17 protein-coding genes are annotated in these 19,161 nt (G+C 44.6%); 9 read left to right on the top strand and 8 right to left on the bottom strand.

Annotated elements, in window-relative coordinates; all coding sequences use genetic code 11:
• Positions 1-8 precede the first annotated feature (8 nt).
• The 5 genes from B7X71_RS00085 to B7X71_RS00065 are packed head-to-tail and all read left to right on the top strand — an operon-like array spanning position 9 to position 6,005.
• On the top strand, positions 9-932 hold the full coding sequence (locus B7X71_RS00085; RefSeq protein ID WP_293597037.1) for a bifunctional enoyl-CoA hydratase/phosphate acetyltransferase: 924 nt from the start codon (positions 9-11) through the stop codon (positions 930-932).
• Positions 933-944: 12 nt separating this feature from the next.
• Positions 945-3,833 carry a molybdopterin oxidoreductase family protein gene (locus tag B7X71_RS00080; protein WP_293597036.1) on the top strand — a complete coding sequence of 963 codons (2,889 nt, stop codon included), beginning with the start codon at positions 945-947 and terminating at the stop codon, positions 3,831-3,833.
• The gene (locus B7X71_RS00075; protein WP_293597035.1) at positions 3,830-4,486 is read left to right on the top strand and encodes a 4Fe-4S dicluster domain-containing protein; all 657 of its coding nucleotides are present in this window, start codon (positions 3,830-3,832) and stop codon (positions 4,484-4,486) included. Before B7X71_RS00080 ends, B7X71_RS00075 begins: the two co-directional genes overlap by 4 nt.
• Positions 4,486-5,421, top strand: coding sequence for a DmsC/YnfH family molybdoenzyme membrane anchor subunit (locus tag B7X71_RS00070; RefSeq protein ID WP_293597034.1), 936 nt, complete (start codon positions 4,486-4,488; stop codon positions 5,419-5,421). The genes B7X71_RS00075 and B7X71_RS00070 overlap by 1 nt, the downstream gene beginning before the upstream one ends.
• A gap of 14 nt (positions 5,422-5,435) precedes the next feature.
• Positions 5,436-6,005 (top strand): nitroreductase, encoded by a 570-nt coding sequence (locus tag B7X71_RS00065; protein WP_293597033.1) that lies wholly within the window; start codon positions 5,436-5,438, stop codon positions 6,003-6,005.
• A gap of 6 nt (positions 6,006-6,011) precedes the next feature.
• On the opposite strand, the gene B7X71_RS00060 is transcribed toward B7X71_RS00065, so the two are convergent.
• From B7X71_RS00060 to B7X71_RS00050, 3 genes are read right to left on the bottom strand one after another with little or no spacing between them, the layout of a single operon-like run.
• Positions 6,012-6,419 (bottom strand): DUF126 domain-containing protein, encoded by a 408-nt coding sequence (locus B7X71_RS00060; protein ID WP_293597032.1) that lies wholly within the window; start codon positions 6,417-6,419, stop codon positions 6,012-6,014.
• Positions 6,416-7,648, bottom strand: a complete 1,233-nt coding sequence (locus B7X71_RS00055; protein WP_293597031.1) for an aconitase X catalytic domain-containing protein — start codon at positions 7,646-7,648, stop codon at positions 6,416-6,418. Before B7X71_RS00055 ends, B7X71_RS00060 begins: the two co-directional genes overlap by 4 nt.
• 19 nt (positions 7,649-7,667) lie before the next feature.
• Positions 7,668-8,651: a tripartite tricarboxylate transporter substrate binding protein gene (locus B7X71_RS00050; protein ID WP_293597030.1), complete on the bottom strand. Its 984-nt coding sequence runs from the start codon at positions 8,649-8,651 to the stop codon at positions 7,668-7,670.
• 98 nt (positions 8,652-8,749) lie between these two features.
• On the opposite strand from B7X71_RS00050, the gene B7X71_RS00045 reads away from it, so the two are divergent.
• A complete protein-coding gene (locus tag B7X71_RS00045; RefSeq protein WP_293597029.1) occupies positions 8,750-9,679 on the top strand; it encodes a LysR substrate-binding domain-containing protein in 930 nt (309 codons plus the stop codon).
• A 29-nt stretch (positions 9,680-9,708) separates the two neighbouring features.
• On the opposite strand, the gene xsc is transcribed toward B7X71_RS00045, so the two are convergent.
• On the bottom strand, positions 9,709-11,517 hold the full coding sequence (gene xsc, locus B7X71_RS00040) for a sulfoacetaldehyde acetyltransferase (RefSeq protein ID WP_293597028.1): 1,809 nt from the start codon (positions 11,515-11,517) through the stop codon (positions 9,709-9,711).
• Between the two features lie 142 nt (positions 11,518-11,659).
• Here xsc and B7X71_RS00035 point away from each other — a divergent pair, with 142 nt between their 5' ends.
• Together B7X71_RS00035 and B7X71_RS00030 are read left to right on the top strand one after the other, a co-directional pair.
• Positions 11,660-12,637, top strand: coding sequence for a MoxR family ATPase (locus tag B7X71_RS00035; RefSeq protein ID WP_293600098.1), 978 nt, complete (start codon positions 11,660-11,662; stop codon positions 12,635-12,637).
• Between the two features lie 73 nt (positions 12,638-12,710).
• The gene (locus tag B7X71_RS00030) at positions 12,711-14,405 is read left to right on the top strand and encodes a hypothetical protein (protein WP_293600097.1); all 1,695 of its coding nucleotides are present in this window, start codon (positions 12,711-12,713) and stop codon (positions 14,403-14,405) included.
• Here the strand turns inward: B7X71_RS00030 and B7X71_RS00025 are convergent.
• From B7X71_RS00025 to B7X71_RS00010, 4 genes are read right to left on the bottom strand one after another with little or no spacing between them, the layout of a single operon-like run.
• Entirely contained in the window at positions 14,386-15,105 is a 720-nt protein-coding gene (locus B7X71_RS00025; RefSeq protein WP_293598562.1) for a GntR family transcriptional regulator, read from the bottom strand. The genes B7X71_RS00030 and B7X71_RS00025 overlap by 20 nt on opposite strands.
• A 10-nt stretch (positions 15,106-15,115) precedes the next feature.
• A complete protein-coding gene (locus B7X71_RS00020; RefSeq protein ID WP_293598563.1) occupies positions 15,116-16,288 on the bottom strand; it encodes a UxaA family hydrolase in 1,173 nt (390 codons plus the stop codon).
• Between the two features lie 40 nt (positions 16,289-16,328).
• The gene (locus B7X71_RS00015) at positions 16,329-16,610 is read right to left on the bottom strand and encodes an SAF domain-containing protein (RefSeq protein WP_293598564.1); all 282 of its coding nucleotides are present in this window, start codon (positions 16,608-16,610) and stop codon (positions 16,329-16,331) included.
• A gap of 30 nt (positions 16,611-16,640) precedes the next feature.
• Positions 16,641-17,651, bottom strand: a complete 1,011-nt coding sequence (locus B7X71_RS00010; protein WP_293598565.1) for an Ldh family oxidoreductase — start codon at positions 17,649-17,651, stop codon at positions 16,641-16,643.
• A gap of 297 nt (positions 17,652-17,948) precedes the next feature.
• Between B7X71_RS00010 and B7X71_RS00005 the strand changes: the two genes are divergently transcribed.
• Positions 17,949-18,941 carry a tripartite tricarboxylate transporter substrate binding protein gene (locus B7X71_RS00005; RefSeq protein ID WP_293598231.1) on the top strand — a complete coding sequence of 331 codons (993 nt, stop codon included), beginning with the start codon at positions 17,949-17,951 and terminating at the stop codon, positions 18,939-18,941.
• Positions 18,942-19,161 lie beyond the last annotated feature (220 nt).

Raw genomic sequence — 19,161 nt, 5'->3', positions numbered from 1 at the left:
ACCGCTTCATGACAAATCTAAACGTGAAATACCCACTCTTAGAAAAAATGATTGAGGAGGCTCGAAGCGATCTTCCTCTTGGGGTTGTCTACCCACTGAGTGCGCCAGCATTAGAAACTGTGTTTGATCTCATCAAGAGACGGTTATGCACACCAATATTAATTGGCCCCAAGAAAGAAATTGAAGAGCTCGCTGCCACAGAAGGCCTCTTATTAAATGGCATTCAAATTGTCGACACGCCTAACAACCCTATTCTAGCGACCAAGAAAGCCGTGGAGATGGTCAAAGAAGGAAAGTTAGCGGTATTAATGAAGGGCTCATTACATACAGAAGATCTAATGGGACCCATTGTCAGTCGCGATGGGCTTCGTACCGATCGCAGAACTAGTCATTTATTTTTATTTGAACTAGAACGCTACCCCAAATTACTAGGCATTAGCGATTGTGTAGTCAATATTGCACCCAATGCCGCTCAAAAAATACAAATTCTCAAAAGCAGCCTCGAGGCGCTTAGTAAGCTAGGAATAAAGCATACAAAAGTCGCGATCATTGCAGCTACCGAAGTCATCAACCCAACTATGCAAGCCACAACGGATGCCAAAGAGATTGTAGATGCCCATGCAATTAATCCCATCCATGTAGACACGATTATTGAAGGCCCTTTTGGTTTTGATAATGCTATCTCTGCTGAGTCAGCAAAAACAAAGGGCATTAAGTCAGTCGTAGCGGGTGATCCCGACCTATTGATCGTGCCTGATTTACAAGTTGGCAATATTCTCTACAAGTCTTTAATTTACATGGCTGGAGCTGAGTGCGCCGGTACTGTTTTGGGCGCTCAAGTTCCTATCATCCTCACATCAAGAGCTGACACCGTTTTTTCCAGAGTTGCATCCTGCGCGATGGCTATTATTCTTGCTAAAAATTCTCAATAACTGAGTAAATCTATGTTCAAAATATTCTCAAATGATCCCGTGCACGACCCCATCCATAAGCAGGCGCCTGCAACTGAAATAAAGAAAACTACTTGCTATATGTGTGCCTGTCGTTGTGGCATTAGAGCGCACTTACGCGATGGTGAATTGGTTTACATTGATGGAAATCCTGAGCATCCTTTAAATCAAGGCGTTATCTGCGCCAAGGGCTCCTCAGGAATCATGAAACAGAAATCGCCAGCGCGGATTACTCAGCCACTCTTACGCAAAGCAGGCAGCGATAGAGGTAACGGCGAATTTGAGCCCATCAGCTGGGAAAAAGCATTTGAAATTTTGACCGAGCGTCTTGCAAAAATTCGCGCTACCGATCCAAAGAAGTTTGCACTCTTTACTGGACGCGACCAAATGCAGGCGCTTACTGGCTTATTTGCCAGACAGTTTGGAACGCCTAACTATGCAGCTCACGGTGGATTCTGCTCTGTCAATATGGCTGCCGGGATGATCTATACCATTGGCGGAAGCTTCTGGGAATTCGGTGGACCAGATTTAGATCAAGCTAAGCTATTTGTCATGATTGGTACGGCTGAAGATCATCACAGTAACCCCATGAAAATTGCCCTCTCTAAATTTAAGAGGGCGGGCGGTCGCTTCATCTCAATTAATCCAGTCAGAACTGGATACTCTGCTATTGCGGATGAATGGATACCAATTAAACCTGGAACCGATGGCGCGCTCTTCATGGCCTTGATGCATGAACTCATTCGTCTTGAAAAATATGATGCCCCTTTCCTAAAGCGCTTTAGCAATTCAGCCCAATTAGTCTGCATGGATGCGGGACCAGAAGAAGGTTTATTCTTGTATGACCCTGACTCTGATCCAATAAATTTAGATTTACCGCACAATAAATATATCTGGGATGAAAAATCCCAAAGCACTAAACCTTGTTTTGCACAAGGCACATCGCCTGCTCTATCAGGCGAATACGTTATGGGTCCAGGGCCGCACCAAGGTAAAAAAGTGGTTCCCTCTTTTGAACTACTTAAACGTCAAGTGAGTGAGACCACTCCAGAATGGGCTTCTGCCATTACCAGCATTCCAGCAGAGCGTATTCGCAAGCTTGCCCTTGAGATGGCAGACACAGCATTCGGTCAAGAATTTGAATTGCCGATTCAGTGGACAGACTGCTGGGGCGAGAAACATGATTCTGTCACTGGTAGGCCTGTCGCCTTCCATGCCATGCGAGGTTTATCTGCGCACTCCAATGGCTTTCAGACTACTCGTGGCCTAGCAGTACTTATGTCATTACTCGGGACGATTGATCGCCCAGGTGGCTTTAGGCATAAGGCTCCTTACCCACGTCAGGTTCCGCCCAATGCGAAGCCACCTTCTTCTGAAAATGACATCAAGCCGAATACTCCATTGGCAAAGCCTCCATTGGGATGGCCAACTCAACCCGAGGATTTGGCTCTAGATTCCAATGGCAAGCCCCTGCGCATCGATAAAGCCTACTCATGGGAGCATCCTTTAGCGGCTCACGGACTAATGCATAACGTCATTACGAATGCAGTTAAAGGAGATCCCTACTCTATCGATATGCTCATGATCTTCATGGCAAATATGTCATGGAACTCCACCATGAATACGATGGAAGTTCGCGATCATCTAAATGCCAAGAATGATGATGGTGAATTCAAGATTCCATTCTTGGTAGTTTGTGATGCATTCCAATCTGAGATGGTGGATTTCGCTGACCTAGTACTTCCTGATACTACCTATCTTGAGCGTCACGATGTGATGAGCATGTTAGATAGACCTATTTCTGAGTTTGATGGTCCTGTTGACTCTGTCCGCATCCCCGTTCTAGATCCCTTGGGAGAGTGCAAACCATTCCAGGAAGTCTTAATTGAACTGGCTTCACGCTTAAAGTTTCCTGCATTTACTACACCAGAAGGTGGGAGGAAATTTAAGGACTATCCGGACTTCATTACTCGATTCCAGACTGCCCCTGATTCAGGCATTGGCTTCTTAGGCGGTTGGCGTGGCAAAGATGGTGACAAACCCTTAAAAGGTGAGCCCAATCCCAATCAATGGCAAAAATATGCTGAGAATAATTGTGTTCATCAGTACCATATGCCGCCAGAGCATCAATACATGCGCAACTGGAACAAGGGGTATTTAGACTTCTCCAAAGAGAATGCCTTGAGACAAAAAAATGATCCAATCATGATTGCCATTTACTCTGACATTCTGCAACGATTTAGACTAGCTGCTACCGGTAAACGTCCAGGAGCACAGCCTCCAGAACACCTAAAGGCACGGATCTATAAATATTTTGATCCGCTGCCTTTCTGGTATCCGCCGCTCGAGGATGAGGCAACCGATTTAACCAAATTCACACTCAATGCAATTACTCAACGTCCGATGGCAATGTATCACTCATGGGATTCACAAAATGCATGGTTACGACAAATTCATAGCCATAACTACCTATATGTGAACACTGCCACTGCACTGCAAAGTGGAATTGCTGATGGTGCCTGGATGTGGATTGAATCCCAGTGGGGTAAGGTCAGGTGCATGGCAAGACACTCTGAGGCTGTTGATCCAGGAACAGTATGGACATGGAATGCAATTGGTAAGGCCGAATCTGCTTGGAGCTTAACAAGTGATGCAGATGAGTCCAAAAAAGGCTTTTTATTAAATCATCTCATCACGGAAGAGCTTCCATTGGGCGGCTTTACTGTTAGCAATTCTGATCCGATTACTGGTCAAGCTGGTTGGTATGACGTCAGGGTCCGATTAGCACCCGCAGATGAGAATGAGCCAGAAGAAACTTGGCCACAAGTAAAAGCATTTGAAGTGCCTGGAATGGCCCTCAAAAAATCGGGGGAGACAAAATGAGTAAAAATAAACAACTGGCTCTCGTTATTGACCTCAATGTTTGCGTTGGCTGTCATGCGTGTGTGACCTCTTGCAAGGAGTGGAATACCTCTGGATCAGCAGGACCACTCACGGATCTCAATGCTTATGGTGCAAGTCCTAGCGGTACTTTTTTCAATCGCGTTCAAACCTTTGAGGCAGGAAGCTTCCCTAATACGCAAACAGTGCATTTCCCCAAATCTTGTTTGCATTGCGAAGAGCCTCCCTGCGTTCCTGTATGCCCTACGGGTGCGAGCTATAAACGCAAAGAGGATGGCATTGTTCTCGTTGACTACGATAAGTGCATTGGTTGTAGTTATTGCTCTTGGGCCTGCCCTTACGGTGCCCGAGAACTAGATCAAGAGCGTCAAGTGATGACAAAATGTACCCTCTGCGTAGATCGAATCTATAGCGAAACATTGCCGGAGTCTGAGAAAAAGCCTGCTTGCGTACTTGCGTGCCCTACCAGCGCTCGAATCTTTGGTGACGTTCACGATCCAGAGTCAGAGGCGAGCAAAGCCATTGAAGAACGCAAGGGTTATGCCTTGATGCCGGAGTGGGACACTCAACCAGCCAATCACTATTTACCCCGCTCCATTATGGAAACGATAGATGCAGCAAGGAACGACAAATAATGCGCCCACAATTTTCAATTATTTTCTTCACCACCTTGGTTGGAATGGCGCAAGGATTGCTATTTTTTATCGCCCTATCCAATTTATATAGCAAGGCTACCCCTAATGCATTTTTGACGAACCTAGTTCTTCCAGTTGCCTTTCTCTTGCTGTGTTTAAGTCTGCTCGCATCCTTTTTCCACCTCGGACATCCCGAGCGTGCGTGGCGTGCAGCGATGATGTGGAGGACATCTTGGCTATCTAGAGAAGTTATTGCTCTGCCTGCGCTGATGGCGGTAACAGTTGTTATCTACTCTTATGCGCTCATCGGTGAGGTGCCCCAATGGCTATGGCTAGCGCTTATCTCAGCTACCCTAATCCTGTGGATATGCACTGCAAAGATCTACCAATGCATTCGCTTTATTCAGGAGTGGTCACACCCTTCGACACTAACCAATTTCATTCTCCTGGGTTTGGGCTCAGGCTTAGTTTTATTAGAATTACTCATTACCCTGTGGGGCGACTCAGCTTTACAAATCATTGATGCCCCGCTATCCATGGTTGCCTTTCTCCTATTATTTTTAGCATTTAATTTGAAGCTCTGGATTTGGCGTCGGAATCGCAGCTTAAAACCAAAGTCAAATCTTGCTACAGCAACCGGCATTAAAGGCAACAATATCCGCCAAACTTCAATGGGCTTAATGGGTGGTAGCTTTAATACTCGCGAATTCTTTCATCATCAGACTGATCGCATGATTGCGAATATACGCAAGATTATCTTGCTTTGCGCTTATGTGCTGCCAATGATATTAATGGCTTACGCAATTGCCTCACCTAGTATGACGATCATTGCTTTAGCACTATTGATCAACTACTTAGGCCTTCTCGCCGAAAGATGGATGTTCTTTGCAGAAGCTAATCACCCACAAAATCTGTACTACCAAAGAGTGTCCTAGCCACCAATCTTGAGATGGATCACTTTGCCGAAAAACTTATACATGGAAGGACTCACATCTCTCCAAAAAGGCTTGGTGATCCAGGACCAACTCAGTCTCAGAAAGAAGCCATTCTTTTAGCGGCAAATGCAGCTCCTGATCATGGACGAATGGTGCCTTGGCGTTTTATAGAAATTCAAGAAAGTAGTCGCGCCAGCTTGGGCGAAGTGTTTTATCAGTGCCTACTAGAACGCGACCAACAAGCAACGCCTATCCAGCTTCAAGAGGCTCGCGAAAAAGCTTTTCGTGGGCCACTTCTTCTCTTGGCCATTGCCAACTATCGTGATGCTGGTAGCGATATCAGCAAACAAGAAAAGCTCATCTCTTTAGGTTGCGCTATCCAGAACATTCTTTTGAGCGCCTATGCCCTTGGCTTTGGCTCTGGACTATCCAGCGGTAGAGCTCTACAAAGCGATCACATTGGAGCCTTATTTCAGCTAACAACGGATGAGGAGCCCATCTGCTTTATTACGATTGGTACTGTGCAAAAAAATAAACCCGATCGCATTAGACCGGGTTTATCTCAATACTATTCTGTTTTTTAAGTCAAGTTAAAGCACCTCTACTGTTTGCTTTTTGGTATCAATACGCAATCGTGCACCACTTGTAATCGCCTGAGTAATGTCACAGTCAAAACCACTCAACATAGGAATGCCAGCATGTGCTGCGCCTTGTGCCAAGATTGGGTTAACTGCATTAAAAATAATGGCAGATGGGCACAAATTTCTTGATTTCATTTCATAAAGCATCCAAGCACTGGCAACTCCACCCTTTGCTGCATCCAATACTAGGATCTTATCTTTGTAAGATTGGCCAAACAGCTTATGCGCCGGACGTGAAAACACTCCTTTAAGACGATCTAAATCATAACGAGCTGAAAAGCCATCGGATGCACTTAGACACTCGCCTTCTAAACCCTCACCTTGAGCATGTTTAGCTTTATATATTTTTCCACTCACTTTAATCTCCCCGTCACTGCAGCCTGAACACAGTCCTCCATTGATGCCAACATTGGCGTGTAGCCATAACCTCCCAAAATATTGACAATCTTTGCGCTATTGGTTGCTAAGACTTTCCAACCATTGGTTTCTGCGATTTCTCTCGCATAGGACTGATAGAAGCACATACCTGAAAATACTGTCCCACCGGCACTTTCAATCATTTGGGTGTAACCCATGCGATCTGAGTCTGGTTTGACTTGTGGACTTGTCATGGCCAGCAAAGGCTTAATGAATTTCTTACCTTTACAAAGCTCTGCAATACTCTTCATTTCCATCAAACTTAATTGCGGCGCAGAAAATACCACTACGTCTATCTCTTCGGCAACACGATAGGAATTTTGTAAGCCCATAACCTCTTCTTTAGTGATAAACACCTCCGGAAGATGTAAATACTCTAAATCTCGGGCATGTAGCGCCTCAGGCGTAATACCCAATACATGAAACAGGGCTGTAGAACCAAAGCTTGCCATTGCTGCGCCAAAGTGCTTCATAGCATCAGAGCCAGGATGGCCTTCTATGCCTTCCAAAATCGGAACTGACCAATAGTTTCCTGATTTCTTTCCAATCAAGCCACCTAAAGCACCCCACTCATTTAATGTTTGAGGTGTCCACAATGTTTTAAAGCGGTGAGTTGGCTTGCGATGCTCATCAAGATGATAGCCATAGCGAGGCGTTCTACCAGTTAGACCAGCCGCCAATGCCGAGGGCCCACCCTCAAAGTTTGATCGAGCACCGCAAACACTATTGGAATAAATGACAACTCCAGTATCGCCAAATGCTAAATGCTCCCCAAAAACGGGTGCCATGATTGTTTGGTAATTAATACAAGTGTCTGTCATGGATACACCCATTTTGACAAACGCATCAATTGCACGCCTCTCAAGCTCAAGCATTTTTTCTGTTTGACCTAGCTGCTTTGCTTTACTGAAATCGGTCCCCCTAGGATCAGTAATAGTAGGGATGCATACCATGCGATCTGCCTCAGAGTTTCTTGCTAAACCCTCGAGCCACTCAACTCCAGACTCCCCCAGACTCTCGGTATCAGCCATGATGTGCGCTTGAGATACGGAGACTAAATCTTCAGCCCCAAAAAATTCGCCTACCTTGATTTGGTGTTGGATCGCTGTTTTTCTAACTGGGCCAAACTCTCCCGCTAACATCGCCTTTTCTTCTTCACTTAACTTCATCTTCTTCTCTTTATATTAATCAATCAATCGTGGCACCAGAATCACGAACTACCCTCCCCCACTTCGCAATTTCACTAGTTTGGAAGTTAGCCAGACTCTCTTTAAAGTCAGTATTTGGCTGAACTCCCAAGTTCCCCAGACGCTCTCTAAAGGCATCTGATTGAGCAACCTTCTCAGCTTCCATTCTTAACTTTTTAGTAATTGGCTCTGGCAATTTGGCTGGAGCAAATAAGGCCCACCAGGCGGTTGATTCAAATTGCGGATACCCAAGCTCAGCTACAGTTGGCACATTAGGCAGTAAAGGTGAACGTGTTTTGCTTGTAACGGCTAGAGCACGCAGCTTTCCTGATGTGATGTGCGGCAATACTGACTGAATAGGATCAAATGCTAATGGAATTTGTCCGCCTATCAAATCTGTTATTGCAGGCGCACTACCCTTATACGGAATATGCCTTAGCTTGATCTGAGTGGTGGACTCAAATAAGGCTGCCGTTAGATGCCCTGGGGTACCATTTCCAGCGGAACCATATGCAATAGTTTCAGGTTTGGCGCGAGCCTCTGAAATTAGCTCAGCAAGCGTCTTAATACGATCACTTGAATTCACTACAACGACAACAGGTGCTGTTGCCACCAAAGCGATCGGCGTGAAATCCCTAGTCATGTCATATGGTAATTGTTTGTACAAGCTGCCATTGATCGCATTAGTGCCTACAGTCCCCATAAATAAGGTGTAGCCATCTGGCGCTGACTTAGCAACAAGATCTGCCCCAATGGAACCGCCAGCCCCACCCTTATTCTCAATAATGACCTGCTCTTTCAAGCGATCTCCCAAGAGCACTGATAAGGGTCTAGCAACAATATCTGTTGGCCCTCCAGGGGGGAAAGGAACGATTAATTTAATTGGCTTATTTGGGTATATATCTGCCAATACATTGCTTGAAAGCAGCAGCAATCCCAAGCTAGCCAGAAAAAACTTAAAACCTTTCATTGCCGGTTTATTCATAGCGTCAGATCTCTGTTAGGTAGGAGGAATTTTCACTCTAACTGACCATTCATATAATGTATATTTATATTTAATTAACTAACATATAAGCAATTCTTATGAATGTAAAACAAATTGATTTGAGATTGCTGCGCAGCTTTCTCACCGTTTCTAGAGCTGAAAGCTTTGTCAAAGCTTCCGAAAGTCTCAACATCACGCAATCTGCTCTCTCTCAACAGATGAAAGAGCTAGCAAGCTATCTTGACCTACCACTTTTTGAAAAGAAGGGGCGCAGATTGGTTTTGACTAACCTTGGAAATGGGTTGCTACAAAAAGTAGAGCCATTACTGGGGCAGATAGAAGAAGCGCTTTTACAAAGCGTCAATGACAACCAAAATATTGTTGGCACCTTGCGTGTAGGTGCCACTAATACATACTCAAAAATAATTGCCCTGCCTACTTGTATGGCGATGCTTAAAGCAAATCCAAGCCTCAATATTGAACTCCAAGAATTGCCTGCCGAAAAAGTATTGAGAGGGCTTATGGAGGGTGCTATTGATATCGCCATTCTTCCAGAGGACTATCAATTTGCAGATCTCCACTGGGTTCGCCTCATTACAGAACAATTCTCGGCGATTGGGGCTCCACATGTAATTGAGAAACTACCCCGGAACCTAACTCTTAAAACCCTTGTTGCATATGATTTAGCGGCTCTAAATAGACAATTTTTGATGCGTCAAAAAATTGATGCTCAGGCTCGCATGGAGGGCGCCCTCCTTAACTTTCGTATGGAGACATCAACTATGGGGGATCTACTAGAGATTGCCAAGACTGGAGAGTTTTTAGCGTTAGGAAGCCCAATTGCTATAGCCAAAGATAGAAAATTAAGCTCAAGAAAAATTAAAGGTGACCTACTAACAAGAACTGCTGCAGTTTGCTGGAGAAAAACCAAATTCGTCACCTATGCAATGGTTGCATTTCAGGAAAATGCCGTTGCAATTTCAAGCTCAATTCAATCTGACATGAAAAAAAGAAAAGGTCCGGCTTAAGCGGACCTTTTCAATGTGGCTGTGAATAATTACACGTAATCTTTATACTTATCCAAGAAGCGAATTGGCTTAGCAAGCGCATCACGGCGGAATGGGTCACCGAGTTCACGAGTACACATAATCTCGATCACACAAGTCTTGCCTTCCTTCATTTGCATATCAATGGCCTTCTTCAGTGCTGGACCAACCTGATCAAGTTGGTCAACCACAATACCTTCAGCCCCCATCGATTGGGCAATCCCTGCGAAGCTAGGGCTTTCTAATTCACCTGCTACAAAGCGGCGGTTATAGAAGTCGACCTGGTTCTTTTTCTCAGCACCCCACTGACGGTTGTGGAACACAATCGCAGTAACAGGGATATCGTGGCGAACTGCAGTCAGAATCTCAACCATACTCATAGCCCATGCGCCGTCACCAGCGTAGGCAATCGCAGGACGATTCAGCGCTGCTGCTTTAGCCCCAATAATCGTTGGCAATGCATACCCGCAATTACCAAAACTCATTGGCGCAAAGAAACTGCGTGGCTTTTCGAAGCGAAGGTAGCTGTTAGCAACAGAGTTGATGTTGCCGATATCGGTTGACACCATGACATCAGCAGGCATTGCTTTCTCAAGCTCACGCAACACTTGACGTGGATGCAAGTAATGGCCACCTGTTGGTGTTACTTCTTTCTTCTGCTCTTCAATCATATCGAGACTGAATGCATCTTTTTCATGGGTCCACTCGTCAAGCTCTTTTTCCCACGCCGCTTTTTCTGAGGCGATTATTTGAGCTCGCTCTGCTTTCGTAGTGTCACAGGCCAATTTCTTGCCTTCGAGACGCTTAGTTAATGCAACCGCTGCAGCCTTGGCATCGCCACAAATTCCTACAGAGATTTTCTTAACCAATCCCAACATCTTGTTATCGGCATCGATCTGAATGATCTTAGCATTCTTTGGCCAGTAATCCATACCATGCTGTGGCAATGTTCCGAATGGTCCAAGACGTGAACCTAAGGCGACTACTACGTCAGCCTGGGCCATTAACTTCATCGCAGCCTTTGAACCTTGATAACCCAATGGACCACACCATAATGGATGACTCGCTGGGAATGAGTCGTTATGCAAGTAGCTATTGACAACCGGCGCACCAAGGCGCTCTGCAAACGCTTTACACTCTTCAACAGCATCGCCCATGACCACACCACCACCTGAAATAATCACTGGGAATTTTGCATTTGCCAATAGCTCAGCAGCTTCATCCAAACTCTTCTCACCGCCAGGACCGCGATCCAGTCTGTTTGGCTGTGGGATTTCCACTTCAATCTCACCATAGAAATAATCACGTGGAATATTTAATTGGGTTGGGCCCATCTCAGATAAAGCGCGATCAAAACAACGGCCGGTAAATTCAGCCATCCGTTTTGGATTATTCACGTGACCTTGATACTTTGTAAACTCCTCAAACATCGGAAGTTGGTTAGCCTCTTGGAAGCCACCTAAACCCATGCCCATAGTTCCAGTTTCTGGTGTAATGATCACTACAGGGCTATGCGCCCAATAGGCAGCTGCAATCGCTGTCACACAGTTACTAATACCAGGGCCATTCTGACCAATCACTACACCATGGTTTCCACTAACCCGAGCATAACCATCGGCCATATGAGCAGCACCTTGCTCATGAACCACTGGAATCAATCGAATTCCAGCTGGGGCAAAAATATCCATGGCATCCATGAACGCAGAACCCATGATTCCAAAAATATCCTTCACCTTATTGGCGACCATAGTCTCCACGAAGGCTTCGGAAGGGGTCATTTTTTGTGGACCGGTAGGTAAATTAGTGCCAGATTTAGACATAAAGCTCTCCTAGGTATTCAATTAAACGGAACAATTTGTTCTACAATCCAAATAATAATCGCTAAAATTTACCCAAGTCAAGCATATAAACCCGAATATGGAATATATTTGACAACATATTAAGACTTCTAAAGGCAAGAACATGGCTGAAAGTAGCGCTCCGATCGATTTATTGGGTTTAGCCCCCCAAAAAGAGGTTTCCTTACACCAAGCCTTTCCCGAGTGCCAGGCATTTGCGGACTTTAAAATCCCAGCCTTCGATAAGCCATCTGAGCTAGTTCCAGCTATTGATTCTGCTTATCAGTTAAATCCGCAAGCCACCCTAGCCATATTAGCGGGATTTGCATTTAATCGCAGAGTCATGCTCCAAGGAATGCATGGCACAGGCAAATCCACCCATATCGAACAAGTGGCAGCTCGCTTAAATTGGCCCTGCTTACGCATTAATTTAGATGGGCAAATCACACGAATGGATCTCATCGGAAAGGATCTGATCGCATTAGAAGATGGCAAGCAAATTACCCGCTTTCAAGAGGGGCTCATTCCATGGAGTTTGCAACGCCCCATTGCACTCATCCTCGATGAATATGATGCGGGCCAGCCAGATGTAATGTTTGTTATTCAGAGAATGCTAGAGCGAGAAGGCCGCCTCACCCTGCTCGACCAAAACAGAGTGATTAATCCCAATCCTGCCTTTCGAATCTTTGCTACCAGCAATACCGTTGGACTAGGCAACTGGAATGGCCTATACCAAGGCACACAATTACTAAATCACGGTCAAATGGATCGCTGGGACATCGTTGCAGCATTGAACTACCTAGAGCCACAGGAAGAGCAAAAGATTTTGCTCGCTAAAGTACCCGAACTTTCCGAGACCCAGGCAATAGCAATGATTGGCCTTGCCAATCTAACTAGAAATGGTTTTGCTGCAGGTGATATTTCTACATTAATGTCGACAAGAACTCTCATTACCTGGGGAGAAAACTGGCGCATCTTTAAAGACTTGCAGATTGCGTTCACTCTTGCATTTTTAAATAAATGTGAATCAGAGGAAAAAACCTTAGTGGCTGAATACTACCAACGCTGCTTTGCCAGCGAGCTTGAAATAAGCAATAAATAAAACTGGCGTAATCAAGCTTATCTTGCAAACCCAAACCCATCAAGACTTCGAGCAACAGCAGCAATATGGGGCAATGATTAGATCATTGTCTAGGGAAAAAAGTGTACAGATTCGGGATTGGCAACTCTTTCACAATTCAGTACCGCTCGAGTCAATCGCTCCACACCTCAATCTTGAGAACCTAAAAGCATCATGGGCTTACCCTCGGGGCATATTGGATGGCATTGGATTGCGTATGCGCAATTCAGATGCAAGCTTACATGCTTCACTCGCCCCAGAAGGAATGATTGAATCTTTGATATTTGAGGTTTTAGAACAGATTCGCGTTGAAAGTAACTGTACTGAGGAGCTTAAGGGATGCCGCCAAAATACTCAGATTCAATTTATAGCTTGGATGCAGCAATTTATTGCTAGTGATGGTGTTGAAGGAAGCATTGGCCTGCTACTAGTCACCATCTTTTCTACCGTATGGATGAAACTCAACAGTCAACCGGTGCCACAGCTTATGCAAGATATCGTAGAAGCTACGAGAGCCGGTATAGCTGAAAGTATGGGTCCGATTTTAGCCAAACTCAAAGTAAATCGCAATGATCAAGAAGCGTATGCACAGATAGCCTACGAGATCATTAAGCTAGCTTCTGGATTGATTGCTGATGAATATCGCAATAATCCTAGTATCCGCACTAAACGTAAAAATCAAAGTGCTACTCATCTCAAAATTAAATGGGTGCCTCCCCATGCTGAGAAAATTGCAGTCGATTTAAAGAGTCCAGCAAATCACTCAAATGAGCAGCATTATCTACTGAAAAAATCACTAGAAAAATATCATATCTATAACTCTAGCTATGACACTGAAGACGAGGCTAAGAAAAAAATTCGGTCGGCTCAATTAGCGATCTATCAAGATGAGTTAAATCATGAAATTGCGAAGCAAAATATTCCTTGGGCCAAGCTTATTAGAATCTATCAGCAAATCTTTTCCAGCCAACTACCAAGACGCTGGCAAACCACTGAAGCAGAGGGATTGCTAGATCGTCGTTATCTTACGCGTGCCGCGACCTCCCCGCTCCAATCACCTCTATACAAGCAACTTGCAACAAGCAGCAAAATCAACACCAGAATAACGCTTCTGATCGACTGCTCTGGGTCCATGAAAGAGCAACGCGTCAAAATTGCAAGCTGCGTAGATTCTTTGGTGAGAATATTGGATCAGGCTGGTATCAAAACGGAAGTGCTTGGGTACAGTACCAGTGCATGGCAAGGCGGAAGGCCCTTTAAAGAGTGGTGTAAAAATGGGCAACCCCCAAACCCTGGTCGCCTCAATGAACGAGCTCATTGGATTTTTAAAGACTTTGACACCAGCTGGAGAAGATCCAGAGCTGGCATAGCCGCTTTATTGCGTCCTGAAATTTATGCAGAGAGTGTTGATGGCGAGGCTCTCATTTGGGCGACTGAACGCTTACAAAATAGTAGTGATAACCAATATGTCCACAAGACGCTGATTCTATTTTCTGATGGCTGTCCAATGGATCGGGCCACTATTGAGGCAAATGGGGAAGAATTTTTGAAGAATCATCTTTTACAAGCCATCGCTTGGTGTGAGCAACAGCCTAATCTTCAGTTATGGGGCTGCGGAATTGGAGAAGAATTAAGACCATACTTTCCAAACCTCTTAAGCTGGGATCATGAAATACAGAATCTCAGTGAAAACCTGGTCAATTGGGCTAAAGAATTAAAGAACATAAAGACTAAGCAATTAACTCATTGAAGTATTCATGATGAGAAGTATTAAGCGTAGAAATACGCCATTCAATCGGCTCATCTTGAATATCTAAAGCTACTCTACGTATATGAAGCACGGGAGACTCTGGCTTTAACTTTAGCCAAGCCGACATTTGCTTTCCAGCCAAACCTGCACGTAATCTCTCATTTGTTTTAACTACCGACTGACCGTACCGGACTTGATAAAGCTGATAAATACTGCCTTCTCGCCTGTCAAAATCAGAACGGGTAAGATTCTTAAAACGCTTCTTATCTAAAGTAATGTGATCAATTATCACGCATTCATCCTCTAAATAGAGGCGGGTAACGATTCGCCAAACGGGGGCCCCCTCTTTAACGCTTAACTTAAGAGACTCTTCCTCACTTGCTTGTGATGCTTTAAAAGAGGCTGTTTCAACACGAGGATATGTTTTTTTATCAGCATCCCAACGCACTACATGGAAAAAATAATACAGTAGGCGTTTTGCATCATGTTCAGCTACATAGGTTCCTCTACCTTGACGGCGAACAACAATTCCCTCTGCGACCAACTCATCTACCGCTTTGCGCAAAGTTCCTATGGATACATCTAGTTCTTTAGCTAAATCCTTTTCAGCAGGTAAAGCCCGCCCCATAAGATAACGGCCCCTGACCAGATCTTCTGTGATCTTTTGCTTAACTTCTTGATAAGCGGTCAGGGACTTCATCTTTTAAGACTTAAGCAGACTCGTACAGACGGGTCATTACAAACTCACGATGGCCCAAAATCTCAGCCGCCGTTAATTCCCCATTTGCAGTTCTCAGAAGAGCATCGAGAAGCTTCTCACCTGCTGTATCCAGGTTCTCTTCACGGCGCAAAATACCAGAAACATCTACGTCGATATGCTCAGACATTGTCCGCACTGTTTTTGGATTTGCACATAACTTAATCACCGGAAGAATTGGATTGCCAATCACATTACCCTGTCCAGTTGGGAAGAGATGGGCTGCAAAACCAGCGGCTGCACAAAGCGTAACCATTTCAGCAGCAGCTGAAGATGAGTCCATAAAGTGCAAACCAGGAATAATCGGGGTCTCAGCCTTGTCTAACACACCATCCACAACGCATTTCTTGCCAATCTTCTGGATATTACCGAGAGCCTTTTCTTCAATCGTGGTTAGGCCGCCAGCAATATTCCCTTTGGTGGGTTGAGAATCAGATAAATCACTGGTTTTGTTTTTATCGATTACATCTTGGTAGCGATCAAACATTTCACGGAATTTTTTCTTCACCTCTGGAGTACGACAACGCGCTTCAACCAAATGCTCGCCACCAGTTAACTCAGTAGTTTCGCCAAAGACCAATGTAGAGCCGATTTCATACAGCTTATCAAATACATTACCAACCGTTGGATTTGATGCGCAACCAGAAGTAGTATCAGACTCACCACACTTGGTAGAAACCCATAACTCGGATAGTGGAGCAGAAACACGTTGCTGTTTAGAGGCGTGCTTCATCATAGAGTAAGCGGCCTTACTGGCACTGGCAATAGTTGCTGTATCGCCATTACCTTCAATCCAGAAACCTTCTACCGGTTTGCCAGACGCCTTAATTCCATCAACCACAATTTTTGTCCACTGTGGCTCAATACCAATCACTACCACTCCAGCTACGTTTGGATTGCAACCGGCACCAATCAAGGTTCTAAAGTGAAGTTCTAAGTCTGCGCCAAACTGGAGGCGTCCATAGGGATGGGGAATGGCAATCGTGCCTTTAATATTATTGGCAACGGCTTCACATGATGCATTTGATAAATCGTCCAAGGGCAAAATGACGACATGGTTTCGAATACCCATGCGACCATTTTCACGGCGGTAGCCCATAAAAGTTGCTTCTTTTAAATTAATCATTTTCTATCTCTCTTAATATCGTAATAAACAATCTTATCGGTTACCAACGCTTAGTTTTGACATTTTGCACATGGGTATGCTCACCCTTTTTAATCGGAGCAACAACCTTACCAATATCAACGCCATACTTAACAATGGTGTCCCCAGTCTTCATATCTTGTAGAGCAATCTTGTGGCCAATTGGAATATCGCTTTCAGACTTGATATTGACAGTGCTATCACCATCCATTACCCAGCCTATCAAATCGGTACCGGCTTTAACGCCTTCCACCACAACAACGCCAACAACGTCCCCTGGTTCATGCACGACAAAATGAATCATTTCTTTCTCCTTAATAATTCTGTTTAAACACTATCCACTCCATGACTGACGGATGCCAGCCTGAATTTCCTCTACAACTACATCAGAAACATTTACACCCTCTTTAAATCCTGTGGCCCTTTGTTTAAAGCGCCGCTGTCCCGGCAAACGGGTACCGGTATCGGCTGCTAACGCTTTTAAAAAGTCTTGCATCCTATTTGAAAAAATTTGACCGCCAGCTAAGCCTGGATCGATGGTGATTAGCAGCTGGCCAATACGTGGACGATTCCCTTTGGCATCAAAAAAAGAGTCAGCTTCGTATGAGAACCTACTTCCAGATAAACCCACCACCAACAATTCAATAATCAATGCCAGCAATGCGCCTTTATCTCCGCCTAATGGAACCATTAAGCCCTTTAATCCCTCTTGCGGATCTGTTGTTGGCCTTCCGTCCGCTGTTAATGCCCAGCCCTCAGGAATAGATTCTCCGTTTTTTGCAGCAACCAATAATTTGCCGCGCGCAACCGCGGATAAGGACATGTCAATTACTAAAGGATTATGATTGGCTATAGGAAATGCGGCGGCCAGAGGATTCGTGCCCAACATTGCCTTGTGGCCACCAACCATTGGCATAGCAGCTGGAGTATTACCAAACACTAAAGAAATATAGCCAGCACGTGCGGCAGCTTCAGCAAAATGACCAGCTACACCAAAGTGATGGCTGTTTGCAACCGCCACAAGACCTAGACCGCTCTTTGAGGCAAGGTTAACCGACAAATCTGTTGCAAACCGCAGGGCTGGAAAAGCTAAGCCATCGCAGGCATCAACCAACGCTGCAGAGGACTTGTAGGGGCGAACCTTTATTTTGGGAGCCAACTCAACCCGTCTATTTTTTGCATGACCTGCGTATTGTGAAACTCGAGCCAATCCATGTGAGGCTAGACCATCCAATTCAGCGAGCGCTAAAAATTGAGCCGTTTCAAAAGCCGCCTTTTCACCGATGCCTGCAGCCTTTAAACCATTTGCTGCTAATTGAACCATCTTTTCGTAGGTTAAATTCATTTCAAATACTCATAATTTTCATAAGAAAATAATTTAATATTTTGCACTGCAGCAATGAACGGGCCTTGAGCATCATATAGTTTGGATTTAAATGGGAAGTTATTTGAAGAACTTAGGGTTAATAGGAGTTGACTAAAAATGCGCTCAGAGGACAATATAAAGATATATCCATATCATATAGATGATTTAGATAACCTGCAATTTTTTTGATAGAAATTATGCTTACCGCTTGTAAATAGCATTGATCTAACAAAATGATCGGCAAAGTAAATACACTAATAAAACTGGAGGAGCAAGATGTTTAGTACAAAAATAACTAGCTTGATTAGATGCGCAATCATTGGCCTTGGAGCGCTGACGTGCATTGCCACCCCTTCAATTGCGCTCGCTCAGAGCTGGCCAGATAAACCCATTAAATTAATTATTCCCTTTGCTCCTGGTGGCACTACCGATATTCTTGGAAGAATTTTGGCCCAGCAGATGACTACTATTCTTGGTCAAAATGTCATTGTAGAAAACAAAGGTGGTGCTGGAGGCAATATTGGCGCCGAAGTCGTTGCGAACGCACCTCCCAATGGTTACACCTTATTGCTGGCCTCAGGCAGCATGATGACCGTCAATCCTTTTTTATATAAAAAACTTCCTTTAAATTACGCTACCGACCTGACTTATGTTTCAGCAGTGGCTGGCGGCCCAATGCTGGTATCAGTTAATCCTAACCTCCCTGTAAGCAACTTAAAAGAGTTGATCGCCCTAGCAAAAACTAAAGAACTGACTTTTGGCTCCGCTGGAATTGGTAGTCAAGTTCACATGGCAGGAGAAAATTTCATTTACTCAGCGGGAATTACCGCTACCCATGTGCCTTACAAAGGTGAGGCGCCAGCTCTAAATGATTTGGTTTCAGGGCAAATCGACTTTATGGTTGGTAACCTTCCGGCGGCGGCAGGCTTTGCAAAGGCTGGAAAGATTAAAGCTCTAGCCATTACCAGCAGTAAAAGAGTTCCACAATTACCAGATGTTCCCACTGTTGCAGAAGCAGCCATTCCAGGATTTGTTAATTTGGGCTGGTATGCGCTAGCTGCACCAACTGGCACTCCGAAGGCCATTCAAGAAAAGATCTATTTAGCAACTCAAAAGGCGTTGGGATCAGATGCAATGCTTAAAAGTCTCGAAATCAACGGACTCACGGCAATTACGAATACTCCTAAGGAGCAACTAGATATTCAAATTAAAAATGAAGCAGCCAACTGGGGAAAAGTTCTAAAGGCTCGCAATATCCAGGCCCAATAATGATTAGTTCAGGATACTTCTGAAGAGTATCCTGAACTTTTAATCATGGCTGTCGTAAAGCATATCAAAATAACTGGCGCACCAATAAAGCAGTTCCCGAAAAAAGTAAAATGGTGCCATAAGCTACCTGCATGGCCATCTTGTTTAACTTAGTATGAACGTGTGTTCCAGCCCAAATGCCAAGGAAAGTTGCAGGCATTAAGCAGATAGCCAATCCAAT

Source organism: Polynucleobacter sp. 39-46-10, from assembly GCF_002282275.1.
This window is presented reverse-complemented; position numbering and strand designations above follow the sequence as displayed.